Raw genomic sequence first — 21,530 nt, forward strand, 5'->3', positions numbered from 1 at the left:
TGATATCCTCACAATACGCTTGTTCGGCGGAGTAAGAACCCGGATAACAATGATGATGATCATCAGTTATTTTGACGATCTGCCTGAAGGTGAAGATTTATAAGGAGTTGTCGATGTCAGTACCTCTCATTCTGACCATACTGGCGGGGGCAGCCACGTTTATTGGCGCGTTTCTCGGCGTTCTCGGGCAAAAACCCTCGAACCGCTTACTGGCGTTTTCGCTAGGATTTGCGGCGGGGATCATGTTGCTCATCTCATTAATGGAAATGCTTCCTGCCGCACTAGCAGCTGAAGGAATGTCGCCTGTGTTGGGTTATGGAATGTTTATCTTCGGTCTGCTTGGCTATTTTGGCCTGGACCGCATGTTGCCACATGCGCATCCGCAGGATTTAATGCAAAAATCGGTGCAGCCGTTGCCAAAATCGATCAAGCGCACAGCCATTCTGCTCACTCTCGGCATCAGTCTGCATAACTTCCCGGAAGGGATTGCCACCTTTGTCACGGCGAGCAGCAACCTGGAGCTGGGATTTGGCATCGCACTGGCCGTCGCTTTGCACAATATCCCTGAAGGTCTGGCAGTGGCAGGCCCGGTTTATGCGGCAACGGGGTCTAAACGCACCGCGATTCTGTGGGCGGGGATTTCTGGACTAGCAGAAATTCTTGGTGGTGTGCTGGCGTGGTTAATCCTCGGTAGCATGATTTCCCCGGTGGTCATGGCGGCAATCATGGCGGCGGTTGCAGGAATTATGGTGGCGCTCTCGGTTGATGAATTAATGCCGCTCGCCAAAGAGATTGACCCTAATAATAACCCCAGCTATGGCGTACTATGTGGAATGTCAGTGATGGGATTCAGTTTAGTGCTGCTACAAACGGCGGGAATTGGTTAAAAACAACATCAGAAGTTGTCCAGCACATGGACAACTTCTGCCAGCTTCACGAAAGCCTTATTCTACCTTTTCGGCTGTCTCTTCTCTCGTACTGTTTAAGTATTTGTTCCGCGCTTCAAGCAGTGCGTCTCTGTCCTGGCGAAACGCCCGACAATAACGTTTCAAATGCAGGAAATAACCCACCACAACCAGAGCAATCAATACAATCCAGTACCAGGCGATAAACATCCTTTTACCCTTAATATTTAACAATACTAAACATTTAGCGCATAAATTTCACATATCCTTTTTCGGATATATTCATATGGTCGCATAATAACGGAACAATTATATGATTTTGATCATAATGAAAAAGAATGCCTGATATTAATGAAATTTTCTCATAGAAAGAGAAGCGGAATTAACATCTTGCATAGCGGGGCAAAATAAAAACCGAAGCCAGCTACAACTTCGGTTTCTTGATTAAGGCAGTAATTAAGCAGCGGTTTTCAGCTGGCTTTACGCTCATGTGCCTGACGGTATGCCACCAGGTCTTCAATAGTCACGAGCGCCATATTGTGTTTATTGGCAAACTCAATGCACTCTGGTGCACGCGCCATCGTGCCATCGTCATTAGTCAGCTCACACAGCACACCAGCCGGTTTAAAGCCTGCCAGCGTCATCAAATCAATAGTCGCTTCAGTATGACCGCCACGCGTCAGTACACCACCTGCCTGCGCGCGAAGTGGGAAAACGTGGCCCGGGCGATTCAGATCAGAAGGTTTTGCGCCATCGGCAATCGCTGCGCGAACGGTCGTAATACGATCAGCGGCAGAAACACCGGTAGTCACACCTTCAGCCGCTTCAATGGTCACGGTAAAACCGGTGCCATAGGCGCTGGTGTTATTTTCTACCATCATTGGCAGATCAAGTTGTTTACGGCGATCTTCAGTGATGCACAGGCAAACAATACCGCTACCGTGGCGAATGGTCAGCGCCATCTGCTCAACGGTCATGGTTTCTGCCGGGAAGATCATATCGCCTTCGTTTTCACGGTCTTCATCATCAAGCACCATTACACCGCGTCCTTCACGCAGCGCAGCCAGTGCATTTTCAACACGTTCGAAAGGCGTACCAAAAGAGGAAAGTAGCGTCTGATTCATGGTAAAAAAACCTCACTAAAATTATGGTTACCAGAATCAGGGCAGTCTTAGGAGTGGCGGCATATAGCCAAAATAACGTGAGCGGGTCCATGCCCGACAGAATCGTTACTCTCTCCCATCCGGACTCTAACCGTCGGCCCCGGAATTACACCGGATCTGCTGTCCTTTGAGTTCGCACCCAAAGCGCTCGCGGGCTTTCAACTGAGTTGATTTACCGCCGGTGGGGAATTTCGCCCCGCCCTGAGAATAAGCGGATTCACTATAACGCTAATGATTAGCGGCAGCAACGCATAGCTTCACATAATTCTGGTTTATGACTTACCCTTATCGCACTACAATGGTACTCAACACCTATCAGTACAGGGAAACTACAATGATTGACCCGAAAAAAATTGAGCAAATCGCTCGCCAGGTTCACGAATCAATGCCTAAAGGAATCAGGGAGTTCGGGGAAGATGTGGAGAAAAAAATCCGCCAAACCCTACAAGCTCAGCTGACGCGCCTCGACCTTGTAAGCCGTGAAGAGTTCGACGTCCAAACGCAAGTCCTGTTACGGACTCGTGAGAAACTGGCGCTGCTTGAACAAAGAATGAGCGAACTGGAAAATCGCAGTACTGAGATTAAAAAGCAGCCAGATCCAGAGACTCTCCCCCCAACGCTGTAAACATTTGTCTTTAATGCACTGTAAATTATGAATTAATCCTCTAATTTACAGTGCTTTCTATTACCTTATCGCTTAACTCCATTCAGAATATCATCACAAAAATGAATGAGTGCAATTGAAAATATAATTGTTATGTATTTTTTAAGTTTTACTTAATCCATATTTAGATAAACTAATTTCATAAAACCCGAAAAGTAAAATATAATATTTGAATGATTAGCAATCCTTAAATAACAGTTACTAATCATTCATTTTCTACTTATATTTATATAAAGGAATATTATGTCTGCTTTTAAAAAGTCACTTCTTGTTGCTGGCGTAGCAATGATTCTTTCCAATAACGTATTTGCTGACGAAGGTCACGGCATTGTTAAATTTAAAGGTGAAGTTATCTCTGCTCCATGTTCAATTAAACCAGGTGACGAAGACTTAACTGTAAATCTGGGTGAAGTAGCAGATACCGTTCTGAAAAGCGACCAGAAATCTTTGGCTGAGCCTTTCACTATTCACCTGCAAGACTGCATGTTGAGCCAGGGTGGAACCACTTATTCAAAAGCGAAGGTTACTTTCACCACAGCGAATACTATGACGGGTCAGACTGACCTGCTGAAAAACACCAAAGAAACTGAAATCGGTGGTGCCACAGGCGTTGGCGTACGTATTCTGGATAGCCAGAGCGGCGAAGTGACTTTAGGTACTCCGGTAGTAATTACATTCAACAATACTAACAGCTATCAGGAACTGAACTTCAAAGCTCGTATGGAATCCCCAAGCAAAGATGCTACCCCGGGCAACGTTTACGCTCAGGCTGACTATAAGATTGCTTACGAGTAATCACATTAGGCCGGGTTCGCCCGGCCACATCATTAACGGATTAATGATAAGTGGAACAGATGTATAAAAAATTAAAATTAACCACAATAAGCGAATTGATTAAAAATATTTATTGTTCATTATCCGTTCTCATCATTGGTTGTGCGTCAGCTTATGCCGTTGAATTCAACAAAGATTTAATCGAAGCCGAAGATCGTGAAAACGTTAACCTTTCCCAATTTGAAACTGATGGCCAATTACCCGTAGGTAAATACTCATTAAACGCTCTTATTAATAATAAAAGGACGCCAATCCATCTGGACCTGCAATGGGTATTAATTGATAACCAAACTGCAGTTTGTCTGACTCCAGAGCAATTAACATTATTAGGCTTTACTGATGAGATTATTGAAGTGGCTCAGCAAAACCTGATCGATGGTTGTTACCCTATCGAAAAAGAAAAACAAATTACAACTTATCTCGATAAAGGGAAAATGCAATTATCCATATCTGCACCTCAGGCATGGTTAAAATACAAAGATGCAAACTGGACGCCTCCTGAACTTTGGGATCATGGTATTGCTGGGGCATTTCTTGACTACAATTTATATGCCTCTCATTATGCACCACATCAGGGCGATAATTCACAAAATATAAGTTCCTATGGGCAGGCTGGGGTTAATCTTGGGGCCTGGCGCCTGCGTACTGATTACCAGTACGATCAGTCATTTAACAATGGCAAAAGCCAGGCGAACAACCTGGATTTTCCGCGTATTTATTTGTTTCGCCCAATCCCAGCAATTAATGCAAAACTAACTATAGGTCAATACGATACTGAATCCTCTATTTTCGACTCTTTCCATTTTTCTGGCGTTTCGTTGAAAAGCGATGAGAATATGTTGCCGCCTGATCTACGTGGTTACGCACCGCAAATCACGGGTGTTGCACAAACGAATGCAAAGGTCACTGTCTCACAGAACAACCGTATTATTTATCAAGAAAATGTTCCTCCTGGCCCATTTGCTATTACTAATTTATTCAATACATTACAGGGGCAACTGGACGTCAAGGTTGAAGAAGAGGACGGGCAAGTCACGCAATGGCAAGTTGCATCTAATAGTATTCCTTATCTGACGCGTAAAGGGCAGATTCGCTACACCACTGCTATGGGTAAACCGACCAGCGTTGGTGGTGATTCCTTACAACAACCCTTCTTCTGGACTGGTGAATTCTCATGGGGTTGGCTGAACAATGTATCCCTGTATGGTGGTTCAGTTTTAACAAACCGTGATTATCAATCTCTGGCTGCCGGCGTTGGCTTTAACCTTAACTCATTGGGTTCATTATCTTTTGATGTCACACGATCTGATGCTCAGTTGCATAATCAGGATAAAGAAACGGGTTATAGCTACCGCGCTAACTATTCAAAACGTTTTGAATCTACCGGTAGCCAGCTCACTTTCGCTGGTTACCGTTTCTCTGATAAAAACTTTGTGACAATGAATGAATATATCAATGACACTAACCATTACACGAATTATCAGAATGAAAAAGAGAGTTATATTGTCACGTTTAACCAGTATCTTGAATCATTAAGGTTAAATACATACGTAAGTTTGGCTCGTAATACTTACTGGGACGCCAGCAGTAATGTGAATTATTCATTATCACTTAGCCGCGATTTTGATATCGGGCCATTAAAAAACGTCTCCACTTCTCTAACATTTAGCCGAATAAACTGGGAAGAAGACAACCAGGATCAACTGTACCTAAATATTTCGATTCCCTGGGGAACCAGTAGAACATTGAGCTATGGTATGCAACGAAATCAGGATAACAAGATTTCGCATACTGCTTCGTGGTATGACTCTTCCGATCGAAATAATTCCTGGAGCGTTTCTGCTTCAGGCGACAATGATGAATTCAAAGATATGAAAGCGTCACTACGCGCCAGTTATCAGCATAATACCGAGAACGGTCGTCTCTATCTCTCCGGGACATCACAGCGAGACAGTTATTATTCTCTGAATGCCAGTTGGAATGGTTCATTCACGGCGACTCGTCACGGAGCCGCTTTCCATGACTATAGTGGTAGTGCTGACTCGCGTTTTATGATCGACGCAGATGGTGCAGAAGATATTCCGTTGAACAATAAACGCGCGGTAACTAATCGGTATGGCATCGGAGTTATTCCATCAGTCAGCAGTTACATAACAACATCATTAAGCGTTGATACCCGAAATCTTCCAGAAAATGTGGATATCGAAAACTCGGTTATCACCACCACCTTAACCGAAGGTGCTATTGGCTACGCCAAACTTGATACCCGCAAGGGCTATCAAATCATGGGGGTTATTCGCCTGGCAGATGGTAGTCACCCACCACTGGGGATTAGCGTAAAAGATAAAACCAGCCATAAAGAATTAGGACTGGTTGCTGATGGCGGCTTTGTATACCTCAACGGCATTCAGGATGACAGCAAACTTACTTTACGCTGGGGTGATAAATCCTGTTTTATTCAACCACCCAATAGCAGCAACTTAACCACCGGAACGGTTATTTTACCGTGTATTAGCCAAAATTAATTCAGGATGAAACTAATGCGCTACTTAAACACAAAGAATCTCATTGCAGCAGGAGTATTACTCGCCTGCATGAGCAGCATTGCCTGGGGTGCCATCATCCCGGACCGTACCCGTATCATAATGAATGAGTCAGATAAAGGGGAAGCATTAAAACTTACTAATCAAAGCAAAAATCTACCCTATCTGGCGCAAACATGGATAGAAGATACGAAAGGCAATAAATCACGTGACTTTATTGTCACGGTTCCCCCTATGGTACGTTTAAATCCCAGTGAGCAAATTCAAATAAGAATGATAAGTCAGGAAAAAATTGCTCAACTGCCTAATGACAGAGAAACGCTCTTCTATTTTAACGTGCGAGAAATACCGCCAAAAACAGATAAAAAAAATGTGATGCAAGTCACTATGCAGCACGCATTGAAACTATTCTGGCGACCAAAAGCTATTGAATTAGAAGATGATGGGGTAATGTCTTACGAAAAAGTTGAAATCATCCGTAGAAATGATGGTTCGATCCGCTTTAACAATAAGATGCCTTATCACGTTACGCTGGGTTATATCGGAACAAACGGAATCACAATGTTGCCACAAACGCAAAGTTTAATGGTAACCCCTTATAGCCATGCAGATACGCAGTTTAAAAATGTTCCGTCAGCTTTTCAGGTTGGTTATATCAATGATTTTGGTGGATTAAGTTTTTATGAAATAAACTGCCCGACGGTTAATAACTCTTGTAATGTTTCCGTAGCCAAACGAGATAAATAATATGCGCTACTTATTAATTGTAATTATATTTATTATAGGTTTTAGTGCATTACCTGTATGGGCAATGGACTGCTATGCTGAACATGAAGGGGGAAATACCGTAGTCATTGGTTACGTACCAAGAATTTCTATCCCCAGTAATGGTAAAAAAGGTGATAAGATCTGGCAAAGCAGTGAGTATTTTATGAATGTCTTCTGTAATAATGCATTACCTGCCCCATCACCTGGAGAAGAATACCCATCAGCCTAGACTAATATAATGATGTTTTTACCAGGCGGTCAGGACTTTTATAATCAGAACTCCTATATTTTTGGCGTAACATACAATGGAGTTGATTATGATTCGACTGCCCCTAATGCTATCGCAGCACCAGAATGCATTGATATAAAAGGAGCGGGTACCTTTAATAATCACTATAAAAACCCCGCTGTCTGTAGTGGAGGTCCTGAGCCTCAATTATCAGTAACCTTTCCAGCTCGCGTACAACTCTATATTAAATTAGCAAAAAATGCCAATAGAGTTAATAAAAACCTGGTGTTACCTGATGAATATATCGCTCTAGAGTTTAAAGGTATGAGTGGCGCAGGAGCTATAGAAGTAGACAAAAATTTGACCTTCAGGATTCGTGGATTAAATAATATTCATGTCCTTGACTGCTTTGTTAATGTCGCACTGGAACCAGCTGATGGCGTTGTTGACTTTGGTAAAATAAATTCCCGAACAATTAAAAATACCAGCGTTAGTGAGACGTTTAGTGTAGTCATGACAAAAGATCCTGGTGCGGCCTGTACTGAGCAATTCAATATTTTAGGGAGCTTTTTCACTACGGATATTTTGAGTGATTATAGCCATCTGGATATGGGTAATGGACTGCTATTGAAGATATTTCATAAAGATGGAACAGCAACGGAATTTAACCGCTTCTCACAATTTGCTTCTTTTTCATCGTCTAGTGCACCTTCGGTCACCGCACCATTCAGGGCAGAACTTAGTGCGAATCCGGCAGAGACTGTTGTTGAGGGACCGTTTAGTAAAGACGTCATCCTCAAAATCACCTATAACTAGCATCTAATACAAACACTAAAACGGGCCATCAGGCCCGTTATATCAGTGCTCTAACTCCAGCTCTCTTGCCTGCATCATCTGTTGACAATACCAGGCATAACGTGCGCAAAACCAGGTTCTATGTTCTTCATCCATGTTACCAGTAACGGCAAGAATATCGACCGGGCGACCTTCTGCGTGCATTCTGGCAAAACTACGCGCCAGGAAATCGAAATTATTTAAAGAATTAAGACTATGATCCATAAGCACATCCTCCGGTTATCGCATACCTTTTAAGGCCATATGCTTTTTCTGATTTCAGTATTCCCCAATCAGTGTAGTGCCTTTAAACATAACGTGCGTAAATATATTGTCCCCGATCACACTTTTTAGTGAAAAATAAAAAACCATATTAAAAAACTTTCTCTTCCAGAACTTCTCTAACATGTGTTATTATTAACAAAGATAAATGTAAGCAAGGAAACTATCCCAAAGTAAATATTGCGTCACTAAATGGACATTGGAGTGACATATGATTTTATTCGCCGACTATAATACCCCTTATCTTTTCACTATTTCCTTTGTACTGTTGATCGGCCTTTTAGAAATTTTAGCGCTTATCTGCGGTCACATGCTCTCCGGTGCTCTTGATGCACATCTTGACCATTATGATTCCATAACCACAGGTCATATTAGCCAGGCACTTCATTATCTCAATATCGGAAGATTGCCAGCTCTCGTCGTTCTCTGCTTGCTGGCTGGTTTTTTTGGTCTTATTGGCATCCTGTTGCAGCATGCCTGCATCATGGTCTGGCAATCACCACTGTCGAACCTGTTCGTGGTTCCTGTCAGTTTACTGTTTACGATTATTGCGGTGCATTATACCGGTAAAATAGTTGCGCCCTGGATTCCACGCGACCATAGTTCAGCTATTACAGAAGAAGAATATATTGGTAGCATGGCATTAATTACCGGTCATCAAGCCACTTCAGGTAATCCCTGCGAAGGAAAACTCACCGATCAATTTGGCCAAATACATTATTTACTACTGGAGCCTGAAGAAGGAAAATTTTTCACTAAAGGAGACAAAGTGTTAATTATTTGCCGACTTTCTGCAACGCGATATTTGGCGGAAAACAATCCCTGGCCACAAATATTGTAATTTATTAATCAAAAGGAAATTTAATAATGGATGATATTGTTAATTCTGTGCCCTCCTGGATGTTTACCGCGATTATTGCCGTATGCATTCTGTTTATTATTGGAATTATTTTCGCCAGGCTCTATCGTCGCGCTTCGGCAGAGCAAGCTTTTGTTCGTACTGGTTTAGGTGGGCAAAAAGTGGTGATGAGCGGTGGCGCAATCGTGATGCCGATCTTTCATGAAATAATCCCCATCAATATGAATACTCTGAAGCTGGAAGTCAGCCGCTCAACCATTGATAGCCTGATTACGAAAGATCGTATGCGTGTCGATGTAGTAGTCGCTTTCTTTGTACGGGTAAAACCGTCTGTAGAAGGCATCGCCACTGCGGCGCAGACGTTGGGGCAACGCACGCTATCACCAGAAGACTTACGTATGTTGGTTGAAGATAAATTTGTCGATGCCCTCCGTGCAACAGCTGCACAAATGACCATGCATGAGTTACAGGATACCCGCGAGAACTTCGTGCAGGGAGTACAAAATACTGTCGCAGAAGACCTGTCGAAAAACGGTCTTGAGCTGGAAAGCGTTTCACTTACCAACTTTAACCAGACCTCGAAAGAACATTTCAATCCGAACAATGCCTTTGACGCCGAAGGTTTAACCAAACTGACTCAGGAGACGGAGCGCCGTCGTCGCGAACGTAACGAAGTTGAACAGGATGTAGAAGTTGCGGTGCGTGAGAAAAACCGTGATGCACTTTCGCGCAAGTTGGAGATTGAACAACAAGAAGCGTTTATGACGCTTGAGCAGGAGCAGCAGGTTAAAACCCGTACTGCCGAACAGAATGCACGTATTGCGGCTTTTGAAGCTGAACGTCGTCGTGAAGCAGAGCAGACGCGAATTCTGGCTGAACGACAAATTCAGGAAACGGAGATCGAGCGCGAGCAGGCCGTCCGCTCAAGAAAGGTTGAGGCTGAACGTGAAGTTCGTATTAAAGAGATCGAACAACAGCAGGTCACCGAAATCGCCAACCAGACGAAATCGATCGCTATTGCCGCCAAATCGGAACAACAGTCCCAGGCAGAAGCGCGTGCTAACCTTGCACTCGCAGAAGCAGTAAGTGCGCAACAAAACGTAGAAACCACTCGCCAGACCGCAGAAGCCGATCGTGCTAAACAAGTTGCCCTAATCGCTGCCGCGCAGGATGCAGAAACCAAAGCGGTTGAACTGACCGTGCGGGCGAAAGCAGAAAAAGAAGCCGCAGAGATGCAGGCGGCGGCTATCGTTGAGTTAGCCGAAGCTACACGTAAAAAGGGTCTGGCGGAAGCAGAAGCACAACGTGCGCTGAACGATGCTATCAACGTACTTTCTGATGAACAAACCAGCCTTAAATTCAAACTGGCCTTGTTGCAGGCGCTACCTGCGGTAATAGAAAAATCCGTTGAGCCGATGAAATCTATTGACGGTATCAAGATTATTCAGGTCGATGGTCTGAATCGTGGCAGCGCTGCGGGTGATGCAAACACGGGTAATGTGGGGGGCGGAAACCTGGCGGAACAAGCATTATCAGCCGCTCTCTCTTACCGCACACAGGCACCGCTGATTGACTCCTTGCTCAATGAAATTGGCGTTTCAGACGGCTCACTGGCGGCATTGACTTCACCCTTAACCTCAACAACTCCCGTCGCCGAAAACGTAGAATAAATTTTCAGCTATGAACGTCCCTGGCACAAAAAGCCGGGGATTTTTTATATCTGCGTTCCGCTAAAAACTGCAAATGATCAGGTCGTTGCAACGTTTTGCGTGACCGCTCGGGGAAGGCAAAACTGCCTCTGGGAAAGCGTTGCGCGAGGTCCGGCGCTCATCAACAATCGGGGAGTCAGCAAAGGGCTGAAACGGGAAAGCCCCTCCCGAGGAAGGGGCCTTACAGAAGGAAAGGGTTATGATGAAGCTCGTCATCATACTGATTGTGTTGTTACTCGTAAGTTTCGCAGCTTATTAACAGCCAATCAGAGGGGGGAGAAATCCTCCCTCACCCTTGTTCCTTTACTTTAGGTTGAAAAAAAATCAGCGTCAAGAAGGTTTCATTAACACATATCCCTGGCCCAAAAAGCCGGGGATTTTTTATATCTGCGTTCCGCTAAAAGGTGCAAATGCTCAGGACGTTGCAGCGTTTTGCGTGACCGCTCGGGGAAGGCAAAACTGCTTCAGGGAAAGCGTTGCGCGGGGTCCGGCGCTCATCAACAATCGGGGAGTCAGCAAGGGGCTGAAACGGGAAAGCCCCTCCCGAGGAAGGGGCCTTATAGAAGGAAAGGGTTATGATGAAGTTCGTCATCATACTGGTTGTGTTGTTACTGTTAAGTTTCCCGACTTACTAACAACTGATCAGAGGGGGGAGAAATCCTCCCTTACCCTTGTTCCTTTACTTTAGGTTGAAAAAACAACAGCGTCAATAGGCCTGCCTGCTACGAAGCGAGATCTGTGAACCGCTTTCCGGTTAGCCTTTTTTATCCTGTTGGATCTTCTTGATGATGTTAGTGGTCGAGCAACCGTCTTCGAAGTTGAGCACCAGCACTTCGCCGCCGTTGGCCCAGACTTCTTTACTCCCGGCAATTTCTTCTGGTTTATAGTCGCCGCCTTTCACCAGCAGATCTGGCAGGATCCCGGCGATCAGACGCTGCGGCGTGTCTTCTTCAAACGACACTACCCAGTCGACCGCTTCCAGTGCGCCCAGCACAATCATACGCTGCTCGAGTGGGTTTACCGGGCGGGAATCCCCTTTCAGCCGTTTGGTGGAGGCATCGCTGTTCACAGCGACAATCAGACGGTCACCCAGTTTGCGAGCATTTGCCAGATAGGAGACGTGCCCGGCGTGCAGGATGTCAAAGACACCGTTGGTCATTACCACCTTTTCGCCGCGTTTACGCGCTGCCGCTACAGCAAGCTTCAGTTCCTCTTCGGTCATCACACCAAAGCCGGTATCTGCGCGCCCACGCACTGCATTTTCCAGCTCGATCGGCGAAACCGTGGAGGTTCCCAGTTTGCCGACCACCACGCCAGCCGCCGCATTGGCAAAGAAGCAGGCTTCTTCCAGCGAATTACCCGCTGCCAGCGTTGCCGCCAGGACGCCAATCACCGTGTCGCCCGCACCGGTAACGTCATACACTTCCTGCGCCTGGGTTGGCATATGCAGCGGCGCTTTACCCGGTTGCAGCAGCGACATACCCTGTTCGGAACGGGTCACTAACAGAGCCGAGAGTTCGTAATCGGCAATCAGTTTCATGCCGCGCTCAACAATCTCTTCTTCGGTCTTACATTTACCGACAACAGCTTCAAATTCCGAGAGATTCGGCGTTAACAGCGTAGCGCCGCGGTAGCGCTCAAAATCGGTACCTTTTGGATCAATCAGCACCGGAACGCCCGCTTTACGCGCCAGTTGGATCATCTGCTGTACGCTTGCCAGCGCACCTTTGGCGTAGTCAGAAAGCACCAGCGCGCCAATCGAACTCAGCGCCTGATTAATCCGCTCGTGCAGCGGCTGCGGATCAACACCTTCGAAACCTTCTTCAAAATCCAGGCGGATCAGCTGTTGGTTGCGGGAAAGTACCCGTAATTTGGTGATAGTCGGATGCGTCGGTACAGAAACGAAGTCGCATTTGACGTTGACGTCGGCCAGAGATTTACTCAGCGCACGCGCCGCATCGTCAATGCCCGTCAGCCCGACCAGGCGAGCATTGGCACCGAGAGAAGCGATGTTCATTGCCACGTTAGCCGCGCCGCCCGGACGTTCTTCGATGGTATTGACTTTAACCACGGGCACCGGCGCTTCCGGCGAGATACGGCTGGTGGGACCGTACCAGTAACGATCCAGCATCACATCACCAACCACCATCACTCCTGCACGTTCAAACTCTGGCAGCGTTACTTTCATTCCTGTCTCCTGAGAGATTCAAAATTTGCGCGCGATAATACCATACTTCATTCTTCCACCAGCCACTTCTGCCAGCTTGCCCGCACCAGTTCACGCTCTGCGGTGAAGCAATCCTCCGGCACATGGCCCGGCAATTCCTGTAATGCCAGATGATGAAGTTCATCGCGCAGCGTAGTATAAGCACGGGTCAGCGCCATCGCTTCCTGCTCTTCCATAATGTCGTTTTGCGCCAGTAGTTCCAGAATGCGCACGTTGTCTGACCAGCGCGTTAACTTCGGTTTTTCATGAGCGTAGCGCAACACCAGATATTGGGTAATAAATTCGATATCGGTAATTCCGCCTTCATCAGCTTTGATATCAAAGCGATCGCGATGTTTATTGCCGAGATGAGCGCGCATTTTCTCGCGCATTTCCCGCACTTCCGTTTGCAGAGTTTTACCTTCACGCGGCAGCGTCATAATCTCGCGACGCACCGCGTCAAAGTGCGCGGTGAGCTGCGGATCGCCGTACACTACCCGCGCACGCACCAGCGCCTGATGTTCCCACGTCCAGGCCTCGTTTTTCTGATAATCGGCAAATGCTTCTGCGGATGTCACCAGCATTCCCGCGGCCCCGGACGGGCGTAGCCGTGCATCCACTTCATACAAAATGCCGGAAGAGGTACGCGTACTGAACAGATGCATAATGCGTTGCGCCAGACGCAGATAAAACTGTCGCCCGTCGATTTCCCGCTCGCCGTCAGTCATCGCATCCATTGGGCAATCATGGAGGAAGATCAGGTCAAGATCGGAACTGTAGCCTAACTCCCAGCCGCCCAGCTTGCCGTAGCCGACCACCGCAAAACCACGGCCTTCGCGATCGTTGAGGTGATTTGGCTTACCGTAGCGGGCCACCATTTGAACCCACGCCTGCTGAACGACGGCATCTATCATAGCCTCTGCCAGCCAGGTTAAGTGATCGCTCACTTTCATCACCGGTAGCGTACCAGCGATATCCGCTGCGGCGATGCGTAACAGCTGCGCCTGTTTGAACTGACGCAGCGCCTCAAGCTGTTGCTCTTCGTCATCTTCCGGCACGCGCAGCAAATACTGGCGCAACTCATCGCGGTAGGCATCGGTCGCCGTCGGCTGGTAAAGAGTGTTTGGATCGAGCAATTCATCCAGCAATAATGGATAACGCGCCAGCTGGCTGGCAATCATCGGCGATGCGGCACACAGAGAAATCAAATGTTTAAGCGCCGCACGGAATTCACTGAGCAATTCTAAATAGGTGGTGCGGGTAACAATCCCCACCAGCAAGGCGGTAATGCGCGACAGCGTAACGGCAGCGTCTTCACGCGCACAGACATCACTTAGCAGATGTGGCATCAGATGGTCGAGCACCTGACGTCCTCGCGGCCCGATAGTACGCTTATCCAGCTCTTTGCGGAAATCAGCAATCAGCGTTAGGACCTGTTTGCGATCATCCTCGCTAAGATGCGCCAGCACTGGCGTAGTGTCATCTTCCTGCAACGCATCCTGCCACAGCTCACGCCACTGTTCCGACAGCGACTCTTCCTGAGTTTCACTTTCGTCGTCGCCAATCAATTCATTAAACACCCGGCGCACATTGGTCATATGTGCGGTCAGCGCCCCGGTCAGTTGCGGCCAGTCAGCAAAGTCCATCGCCCACGCCAGCCGCGCACGGTTAAGCTCATCAGAAGGAAGCGTTTGGGTTTGTTCGTCGTTAATGCTTTGCAGCAGGTTTTCCAGACGCCGCAGGAACAGATATGCCACTCGCAATTGTTCAGCATCGTTTTCAGAAAGCAGATGCAGCGCGGCAATGGCGCTGAGCGTTGGCAGTAAAGAGCGCGACTGCAGCGACGGTTCGCGCCCACCGCGAATGAGCTGGAACACCTGAACGATAAATTCAATTTCGCGAATGCCGCCTGCGCCGAGTTTGATATTGTCGGTCAAACCACGTCGACGCACTTCACGGGCAATCATCCCTTTCATGTTGCGCAGCGACTGAATCACGCTGAAATCGATGTAACGACGGAAAACAAACGGGCGCAGCATCGCACGCAACTCGTTAGCATAGACGCCTTCGCTATCGCCCATAATCCGCGCCTTGACCATCGCGTAACGCTCCCAGTCGCGCCCCTGCTCCTGGTAATAATCCTCCAACGCGGCAAAGCTCAGCACCAGCGGGCCACTTTCGCCAAACGGACGCAGCCGCATATCCACGCGATAGACGAAGCCATCCTGCGTTGGTTGATCCAACACTTTAATCAGCCGCTGCCCCATGCGGGTAAAAAACTGCGCGTTATCCAGTTCCCGGCGTCCGCCCTGCGTACAACCATGTTCCGGCCAGGCAAAAATCAGATCGATATCTGAGGAGAAATTCAGTTCCCCACCGCCCAGCTTACCCATGCCTAAAATCAGCAGCGGTTGCGCTTCGCCCTGCGCATTGCACGGCGTTCCCCATTCGCGGCAGCAAGCGTCATACAGCCAGTCACGCGCGGCGACAATCAGCGTCTCCGCCAGATGGCTGAGCTGCTGCAATATGCTCTCTTCAGTAACCAAAGCCAGCGTTTGCGCCCAGGCGATGCGCACCATAATGCGCCGCCGGAATAGCCGCAGCTCGCGCATTAACCCGGCTTCGTCACTCACATTGCTGAGCGCCTCCTGCAACCATGCCGCGTAATGCTGCCATTCATCAGCCTGCGGCGATTGGCTTTCCAGTTCCGTCAGCCACTCTGGATGCGCAATCACGCTGTCCTGCACAAAATCACTGAAAGTAAGTACTGACTTCGCCTGTGCGCTAAGTGATTTCTCGGCTAAAGGCTCTGGCAGCCGCTCAACAACGGTCTGCCAGTACTGCTGTAACGGTGAAGAGAGCGGCTTCATAAGCGATTTTATCCTTGCCTGATTAACGTTTTCCGCTGTGCAACCAGAACGGTTCCTGATTGTTTGCCTCATTACGGAAATGTTCAATTTCAATGCGTTGCCCGGTCGCAATAGCGTGACGCAGCCCCTGCCAGTTCTCCAGCCAGGCTTGCGCGACGACAGGATCATAGTAACCCGCCAGCAACAGTATTGAGTCAATATCACGCGTCAGACGTGGCAACTGGTCACGGTAGCGATCGCCCAACGGCTGGCAGAAAACGCTTTTCAGTTCAGCGGCATGGCGGGAAAGATGGATATCGGCAAAGCGTTTGAAGGAATCGCTCATTTTACTCTGCGCTTTGGCATCTAAAAACGGCTGCCAGGCTTTGCTTACCAACCATTCGGTCAACGCCAGCTTTGCCATTGCCGTTTCGGTAGAGTAGACCGCCGTCACGGCAGAAACCGCAGAAGCGATGGTCGCTTCGCATTGAGTCAGCAAATCACGTAAGTGAGTGCTCGCTTTACGCGGCACAATGCCACCGAACAGCATCAGTGCATGGCGAACAAGGCCAATGGCTGCCAGCACCTGCTCTTTCGCCGCATCGTTGCCGCGTACCCACAGTTCTTCATGATACTGCCATTGCGCTAACGCCAGCTCGAGCGCCGCTTCCAGCCCCTGTTCCACATCGGCTTTTGCCGCAACATGCAAAATGGTGGTCGGTTTGATTTCACGCGCCGGATTGCCCTGCGCCAGATGATAGCCACGCGCCGCTTTGCTCAGGCTGCCCTGGCGTAATCCGGTTTGCGATACCAGTTGGTTCGCCAGTTTCAGCACCGCGCGCGTGTCGCCGCTAAGCAGTTCCAGTTCCAGCTCACAGATAGGTTCAGCAAATTCCCCCGCTTTCACCTCCCCCTGATCGAGAGCGATTTCAATTCGGCTGTCATCGACCGCCACCAGCCATTTTTCGCGATAAAAATCGGTGCTGAACAGCGGTTGTACGCGGGAAGCGAGATCGGCGGGCAATTCGCCGTTCGGCCAGACTTCCGTCGGTAACTGCGCCAGGTCGAGCGTCGGTTCGCTCAACGCCACGTTATATTCCGGGCGCTGGTGTAAGCCGCCTGTCACTCTTCCTGCAACTTTCATGGTCATCTCATAGCGACCGTTTTCGCCACGAATACGTAAGCCCATATCGTGCCCACGCAGCCAGTTATCCGGCGTTTCGTAGTAAATATTCAGTAACTGCACGGGGTCATGGTGCTCGCCGCCCAGCGTATTGAGATGGTCACGCAACGCCTCAACGGCACTGTGATTAACAATAAACTTTAATTCGATTTCCTGAGCCATGGCCTTTACTTATCGGTTATGTCACATAAGTGACGATGAACGGCGAACTTAATACGATCTTTTTTGTCAGTAGATAGTATTTTGCGCCAAATTGCCATGCAACGGGCAATTTGACGGGCGTAAAAGTTTGAAGCAGTGGCAAGACCTGACACAGAGGATTCCGATTGATGTCGAATGCTTTGCGTAGCGACACTGATGCCACTACTATCGTTCCACTTTCCATGACAATAACGACAGCCTGATGCCAAAATTACGCCTGATCGGATTAACTTTACTCGCACTTAGCGCCACTGCCGTCTCACACGCTGAAGAAACGCGCTATGTTTCTGATGAACTGAATACCTGGGTCCGTAGCGGTCCGGGAGATCATTATCGCCTCGTGGGCACGGTTAACGCCGGCGAGGAAGTGACCTTATTACAAACTGACGCCAACACCAATTATGCCCAGGTGAAAGACAGCTCTGGCCGTACCGCCTGGATCCCGTTGAAACAACTTAGCACTGAGCCAAGCCTGCGCTCCCGTGTGCCAGATCTGGAAAATCAGGTCAAAACCCTGACCGATAAACTCACCAATATCGATAACACCTGGAATCAGCGCACCGCAGAAATGCAGCAAAAAGTGGCGCAGAGCGACAGCGTGATCAACGGATTAAAAGAAGAAAATCAGAAATTGAAAAACGAGCTGATTGTCGCGCAGAAAAAGGTCGATGCCGCCAGCGTACAGTTGGATGACAAACAGCGCACCATCATCATGCAATGGTTTATGTATGGCGGTGGCGTGCTGGGGCTTGGCTTGCTGCTCGGTCTGGTACTGCCACACCTGATCCCAACGCGCAAACGCAAAGATCGCTGGATGAACTAAATCGCCTTCTTCGTTGCACTGTCTTATTATTAGGAATTGTGTATTTGACGAAGGGATGATGGCGTGAAGATTTATCTGGTCGGTGGTGCTGTTCGGGATGCATTGTTAGGGCTACCGGTCAAAGACAGAGATTGGGTGGTGGTCGGCAGTACGCCACAGGAGATGCTCGACGCGGGCTACCAGCAGGTAGGCCGCGATTTTCCTGTGTTTCTGCATCCGCAAACGCATGAAGAGTATGCGCTGGCACGTACCGAACGGAAATCCGGTTCCGGTTACACCGGTTTTACTTGCTATGCCGCACCGGATGTCACGCTGGAAGATGATCTTAAGCGTCGCGATCTGACCATTAATGCGCTGGCCCAGGACGATAACGGCGAGATTATCGACCCGTACAACGGTCTGGGCGATCTGCAAAATCGTCTGTTGCGCCATGTTTCCCCCGCTTTTGGCGAAGATCCGTTACGCGTTCTGCGCGTGGCGCGTTTTGCTGCGCGTTATGCCCACCTCGGTTTTCGTATTGCCGATGAAACTCTGACGCTGATGCGCGAGATGACCCATGCGGGTGAACTGGAACACCTGACGCCTGAACGGGTATGGAAAGAGACGGAAAGCGCCCTCACCACCCGCAATCCACAGGTGTTCTTCCAGGTACTGCGCGATTGTGGCGCACTGCGCGTTTTATTCCCGGAAATTGACGCACTGTTTGGCGTTCCGGCCCCTGCCAGGTGGCATCCGGAAATCGACACGGGTATTCATACCTTAATGACGCTCTCAATGGCGGCGATGCTGAGTCCGCAGGTCGATGTCCGTTTCGCAACTTTATGCCACGATCTCGGTAAAGGACTGACGCCGCCAGAACTTTGGCCGCGTCATCATGGTCACGGTCCGGCGGGTGTGAAATTAGTGGAACAACTCTGCCAGCGTCTGCGCGTGCCAAATGAAATTCGCGATTTAGCCAGACTGGTGGCTGAGTTTCACGATCTCATCCACACCTTCCCAATGCTGAACCCAAAAACTATCGTCAAATTGTTTGATTCCATCGATGCCTGGCGTAAACCGCAGCGTGTCGAGCAACTGGCGCTGACCAGCGAGGCTGACGTGCGCGGCAGAACCGGTTTTGAATCAGCGGACTACCCGCAAGGCCGTTGGTTGCGCGAAGCCTGGGAAGTGGCGCAGTCAGTGCCGACAAAAGCGGTCGTTGAAGCGGGATTTAAAGGTGTGGAGATTCGCGAGGAGCTGACCCGACGGCGGATTGCGGCGATAGCCAGTTGGAAGGAACAACGTTGCCCAAAGCCTGACTGAGTATAAAACTAAACGTTAACACGAACCATCCCCTCGCCCCTTCGGGGAGAGGGTTAGGGTGAGGGGAACAGACCAGCACCGGTGCGAACAATCACCCCCACCCCGGCCCTCTCCCTACAGAGCGAGGGAGAAAACCAGGCCTGCTCCCGAACCTTTTCTCAATCAAAAGAACACGACGTACACCGCAGCCGCCACAATAAAGCGATAAATGGCGAACGGGATAAACGAAATGCGCTTAATCAATTGCAGGAAGGTTTTAATCGCTATCAGCGCCACCACAAAAGCGGTGATAAACCCAACGGCAAACATCGGGATATCGCCGGTTGTCAGGAAGCCCCAGCTTTTGTAGAGATCGAGCGCCGTTGCGCCCATCATCATCGGTACCGCCAGCAGGAACGAGAACTCGGAAGCAGCGTAACGGCTCACGCCCATCAGCATCCCACCTGAAATGGTGGCCCCGGAACGGGAGAAACCCGGCCACAGCGCCAGACACTGGAAACAGCCAATCATAAACGCCTGACGATAGGTCATATCATCAAGACCCGGCGCACGCGGCTCTTTCGGCTTCAGGCATTCGGCGGCAATCAGCAACAAACCGCCAACGACCAGCGCATACATCACATTTATCGGGTTAAACAATGACTTAATCGTGTCGTGGAACAATAGCCCCAGTACCACCGCCGGAATCATCCCCAGCAAAATGTGGATCAGCGTTAAACGACCTTTGCTTTCACCTTCGTGCTGCAACGGGCGGCCAAAGTGGATGCCAATCAGGCCAAACAGACGCCGCCAGAACATCACTACTACCGCCAGAATTGATCCTAACTGGATCACAACTTCAAAGGTTTTCGCCGTGTCGCCCTCAAACCCCAACAAGTGACCGACAATAATCATATGGCCCGTGCTGGATACCGGCAGAAATTCTGTCAATCCTTCGACCACACCCAATATTGCCGCTATCAGCAGCGAGTGCATATCGCTCATCAATAAACCCCTAAATTATTAAAATGTACCGCTTGTCCGAACTACTGCGTATGACCAGGTTATAACCGTTTGGTTTAACAGCTGTAAAATTAATTATTTTCTTTCAGATTATTGCCACGCTCAATGATTACGCCAACATTCGCCGCCCGCGCCACTGCGCCTGGCTTGCTGAGTTTGATACGCACCCACGGCGAGTTGAAGCGTGCTAACAGCAGCTCCGCCACCTCTTCAGCCACGCGTTCCACCAGCGCAAAACGCGCCCCCTCGACGTGGCTGACCACCGTTTCTGCAATGTCAGCGTAACTGAGGCAATCCGCCACATCATCACTTTTCGCCGCTTTACGGTTATCCCATGCCATTTCGATATCGAACACTAACTTCTGTTCGATGGTCTGTTCCCAGTCGTAAACACCAATAGTGGTGATTACCGAAAGTTGCTCTATAAATACAATATCCATCACGTCCTGCCTGCTTTTTGGCTAACCGGATACCACTTCCGGCGAAATGTGCGTATTATCCACAGATTCATCGTTGAACACGAATTTTCAAAACGGAACAGCTTATGAGTGCAATCGCGCCTGGAATGATCCTCATCGCGTACCTCTGCGGCTCCATTTCCAGTGCCATTCTGGTTTGCCGCTTGTGTGGGCTGCCCGATCCGCGAACCAGCGGCTCCGGCAATCCAGGCGCAACCAATGTGTTACGTATCGGTGGCAAGGGAGCAGCCGTAGCAGTACTGATTTTCGACGTTCTGAAAGGAATGTTGCCCGTCTGGGGCGCGTATGAATTAGGTGTCAGCCCCTTCTGGCTAGGCTTAATTGCCATCGCCGCCTGTCTTGGACACATCTGGCCCGTTTTCTTCGGATTTAAAGGAGGAAAAGGCGTTGCTACCGCTTTTGGTGCCATCGCACCCATTGGCTGGGATCTCACCGGAGTAATGGCGGGAACCTGGTTACTGACCGTGCTATTGAGCGGATACTCGTCGCTGGGAGCGATTGTCAGTGCACTGATTGCTCCGTTTTATGTATGGTGGTTTAAGCCACAATTCACCTTCCCGGTTTCGATGCTCTCTTGCCTGATCCTGCTGCGTCATCATGACAACATCCAGCGTCTGTGGCGTCGTCAGGAGACAAAAATCTGGACGAAATTCAAAAGAAAGCGCGAAAAGGATCCCGAGTGATTTCTGGTGGTT

Annotated in this window: 20 protein-coding genes, 1 pseudogene and 1 riboswitch; of the genes and pseudogenes, 13 read left to right on the forward strand and 8 right to left on the reverse strand. The window is 48.9% G+C overall.

The genetic code is table 11. The annotated features are described in order from the left end of the window. Positions 1–113: 113 nt before the first annotated feature. Positions 114–887 carry a zinc transporter ZupT gene (zupT, locus tag FTE26_RS03170; RefSeq protein WP_001295627.1) on the forward strand — a complete coding sequence of 258 codons (774 nt, stop codon included), beginning with the start codon at positions 114–116 and terminating at the stop codon, positions 885–887. Between the two features lie 57 nt (positions 888–944). Here zupT and yqiD read toward each other — a convergent pair whose 3' ends face one another. Beyond that, positions 945–1,115, reverse strand: a complete 171-nt coding sequence (gene yqiD / locus FTE26_RS03175; RefSeq protein ID WP_000469266.1) for a protein YqiD — start codon at positions 1,113–1,115, stop codon at positions 945–947. Positions 1,116–1,375: 260 nt separating this feature from the next. Then, the gene (ribB, locus tag FTE26_RS03180) at positions 1,376–2,029 is read right to left on the reverse strand and encodes a 3,4-dihydroxy-2-butanone-4-phosphate synthase (protein ID WP_001076997.1); all 654 of its coding nucleotides are present in this window, start codon (positions 2,027–2,029) and stop codon (positions 1,376–1,378) included. Positions 2,030–2,132: 103 nt separating this feature from the next. Continuing rightward, a riboswitch (FMN riboswitch) is annotated at positions 2,133–2,281 on the reverse strand. Positions 2,282–2,402: 121 nt separating this feature from the next. On the opposite strand from ribB, the gene ubiK reads away from it, so the two are divergent. The 5 genes and pseudogenes from ubiK to FTE26_RS03205 all read left to right on the forward strand — a co-directional run bounded on the left by ubiK (position 2,403) and on the right by FTE26_RS03205 (position 7,922). Then, entirely contained in the window at positions 2,403–2,693 is a 291-nt protein-coding gene (ubiK, locus tag FTE26_RS03185; RefSeq protein WP_001297598.1) for a ubiquinone biosynthesis accessory factor UbiK, read from the forward strand. A 282-nt stretch (positions 2,694–2,975) separates the two neighbouring features. Next, positions 2,976–3,527: a fimbrial-like protein gene (locus FTE26_RS03190; protein ID WP_001272149.1), complete on the forward strand. Its 552-nt coding sequence runs from the start codon at positions 2,976–2,978 to the stop codon at positions 3,525–3,527. Positions 3,528–3,586: 59 nt separating this feature from the next. Next, the gene (locus FTE26_RS03195) at positions 3,587–6,091 is read left to right on the forward strand and encodes a fimbria/pilus outer membrane usher protein (protein ID WP_000277135.1); all 2,505 of its coding nucleotides are present in this window, start codon (positions 3,587–3,589) and stop codon (positions 6,089–6,091) included. 15 nt (positions 6,092–6,106) lie between these two features. Continuing rightward, positions 6,107–6,856, forward strand: coding sequence for a fimbrial biogenesis chaperone (locus FTE26_RS03200; protein WP_001269825.1), 750 nt, complete (start codon positions 6,107–6,109; stop codon positions 6,854–6,856). 1 nt (position 6,857) lies between these two features. Next, positions 6,858–7,922 (forward strand): annotated as a pseudogene (locus FTE26_RS03205) (hypothetical protein). Between the two features lie 42 nt (positions 7,923–7,964). Here FTE26_RS03205 and glgS read toward each other — a convergent pair. After that, entirely contained in the window at positions 7,965–8,165 is a 201-nt protein-coding gene (glgS, locus tag FTE26_RS03210) for a cell surface composition regulator GlgS (RefSeq protein WP_000350095.1), read from the reverse strand. Between the two features lie 268 nt (positions 8,166–8,433). On the opposite strand from glgS, the gene FTE26_RS03215 reads away from it, so the two are divergent. The 4 genes from FTE26_RS03215 to ibsE all read left to right on the forward strand — a co-directional run bounded on the left by FTE26_RS03215 (position 8,434) and on the right by ibsE (position 11,425). Further along, positions 8,434–9,063: an OB-fold-containig protein gene (locus FTE26_RS03215; protein WP_000599956.1), complete on the forward strand. Its 630-nt coding sequence runs from the start codon at positions 8,434–8,436 to the stop codon at positions 9,061–9,063. Between the two features lie 26 nt (positions 9,064–9,089). Beyond that, positions 9,090–10,751, forward strand: a complete 1,662-nt coding sequence (locus FTE26_RS03220) for a flotillin family protein (protein WP_000341045.1) — start codon at positions 9,090–9,092, stop codon at positions 10,749–10,751. 238 nt (positions 10,752–10,989) lie between these two features. Then, the gene (locus tag FTE26_RS03225; protein WP_001387081.1) at positions 10,990–11,049 is read left to right on the forward strand and encodes a type I toxin-antitoxin system Ibs family toxin; all 60 of its coding nucleotides are present in this window, start codon (positions 10,990–10,992) and stop codon (positions 11,047–11,049) included. Between the two features lie 316 nt (positions 11,050–11,365). After that, positions 11,366–11,425, forward strand: a complete 60-nt coding sequence (gene ibsE, locus FTE26_RS03230; RefSeq protein ID WP_001387082.1) for a type I toxin-antitoxin system Ibs family toxin — start codon at positions 11,366–11,368, stop codon at positions 11,423–11,425. A 119-nt stretch (positions 11,426–11,544) separates the two neighbouring features. On the opposite strand, the gene hldE is transcribed toward ibsE, so the two are convergent. From hldE to ygiF, 3 genes are read right to left on the reverse strand one after another with little or no spacing between them, the layout of a single operon-like run. Continuing rightward, on the reverse strand, positions 11,545–12,978 hold the full coding sequence (gene hldE / locus FTE26_RS03235; protein WP_000869178.1) for a bifunctional D-glycero-beta-D-manno-heptose-7-phosphate kinase/D-glycero-beta-D-manno-heptose 1-phosphate adenylyltransferase HldE: 1,434 nt from the start codon (positions 12,976–12,978) through the stop codon (positions 11,545–11,547). 47 nt (positions 12,979–13,025) lie between these two features. Continuing rightward, positions 13,026–15,866, reverse strand: a complete 2,841-nt coding sequence (gene glnE, locus FTE26_RS03240) for a bifunctional [glutamate--ammonia ligase]-adenylyl-L-tyrosine phosphorylase/[glutamate--ammonia-ligase] adenylyltransferase (protein ID WP_001297594.1) — start codon at positions 15,864–15,866, stop codon at positions 13,026–13,028. A gap of 22 nt (positions 15,867–15,888) precedes the next feature. Further along, entirely contained in the window at positions 15,889–17,190 is a 1,302-nt protein-coding gene (ygiF, locus tag FTE26_RS03245; protein WP_000046270.1) for an inorganic triphosphatase, read from the reverse strand. Positions 17,191–17,431: 241 nt separating this feature from the next. Between ygiF and FTE26_RS03250 the strand changes: the two genes are divergently transcribed. After that, entirely contained in the window at positions 17,432–18,052 is a 621-nt protein-coding gene (locus FTE26_RS03250) for a TIGR04211 family SH3 domain-containing protein (protein ID WP_001125332.1), read from the forward strand. Positions 18,053–18,115: 63 nt separating this feature from the next. Then, positions 18,116–19,354: a fused tRNA nucleotidyltransferase/2',3'-cyclic phosphodiesterase/2' nucleotidase/phosphatase Cca gene (gene cca / locus FTE26_RS03255; RefSeq protein WP_000708500.1), complete on the forward strand. Its 1,239-nt coding sequence runs from the start codon at positions 18,116–18,118 to the stop codon at positions 19,352–19,354. A gap of 162 nt (positions 19,355–19,516) precedes the next feature. On the opposite strand, the gene bacA is transcribed toward cca, so the two are convergent. Together bacA and folB are read right to left on the reverse strand one after the other, a co-directional pair. Further along, positions 19,517–20,338, reverse strand: coding sequence for an undecaprenyl-diphosphate phosphatase (bacA, locus tag FTE26_RS03260; protein ID WP_001305111.1), 822 nt, complete (start codon positions 20,336–20,338; stop codon positions 19,517–19,519). Positions 20,339–20,427: 89 nt separating this feature from the next. Further along, positions 20,428–20,796, reverse strand: a complete 369-nt coding sequence (gene folB / locus FTE26_RS03265; protein WP_001295541.1) for a bifunctional dihydroneopterin aldolase/7,8-dihydroneopterin epimerase — start codon at positions 20,794–20,796, stop codon at positions 20,428–20,430. Positions 20,797–20,900: 104 nt separating this feature from the next. On the opposite strand from folB, the gene plsY reads away from it, so the two are divergent. Then, on the forward strand, positions 20,901–21,518 hold the full coding sequence (plsY, locus tag FTE26_RS03270; protein WP_001272796.1) for a glycerol-3-phosphate 1-O-acyltransferase PlsY: 618 nt from the start codon (positions 20,901–20,903) through the stop codon (positions 21,516–21,518). The last annotated feature ends 12 nt before the right edge of the window (positions 21,519–21,530 follow it).

Source organism: Escherichia sp. S10b (genome assembly GCF_028421345.1).
Lineage (GTDB): Bacteria > Pseudomonadota > Gammaproteobacteria > Enterobacterales > Enterobacteriaceae > ECMA0423.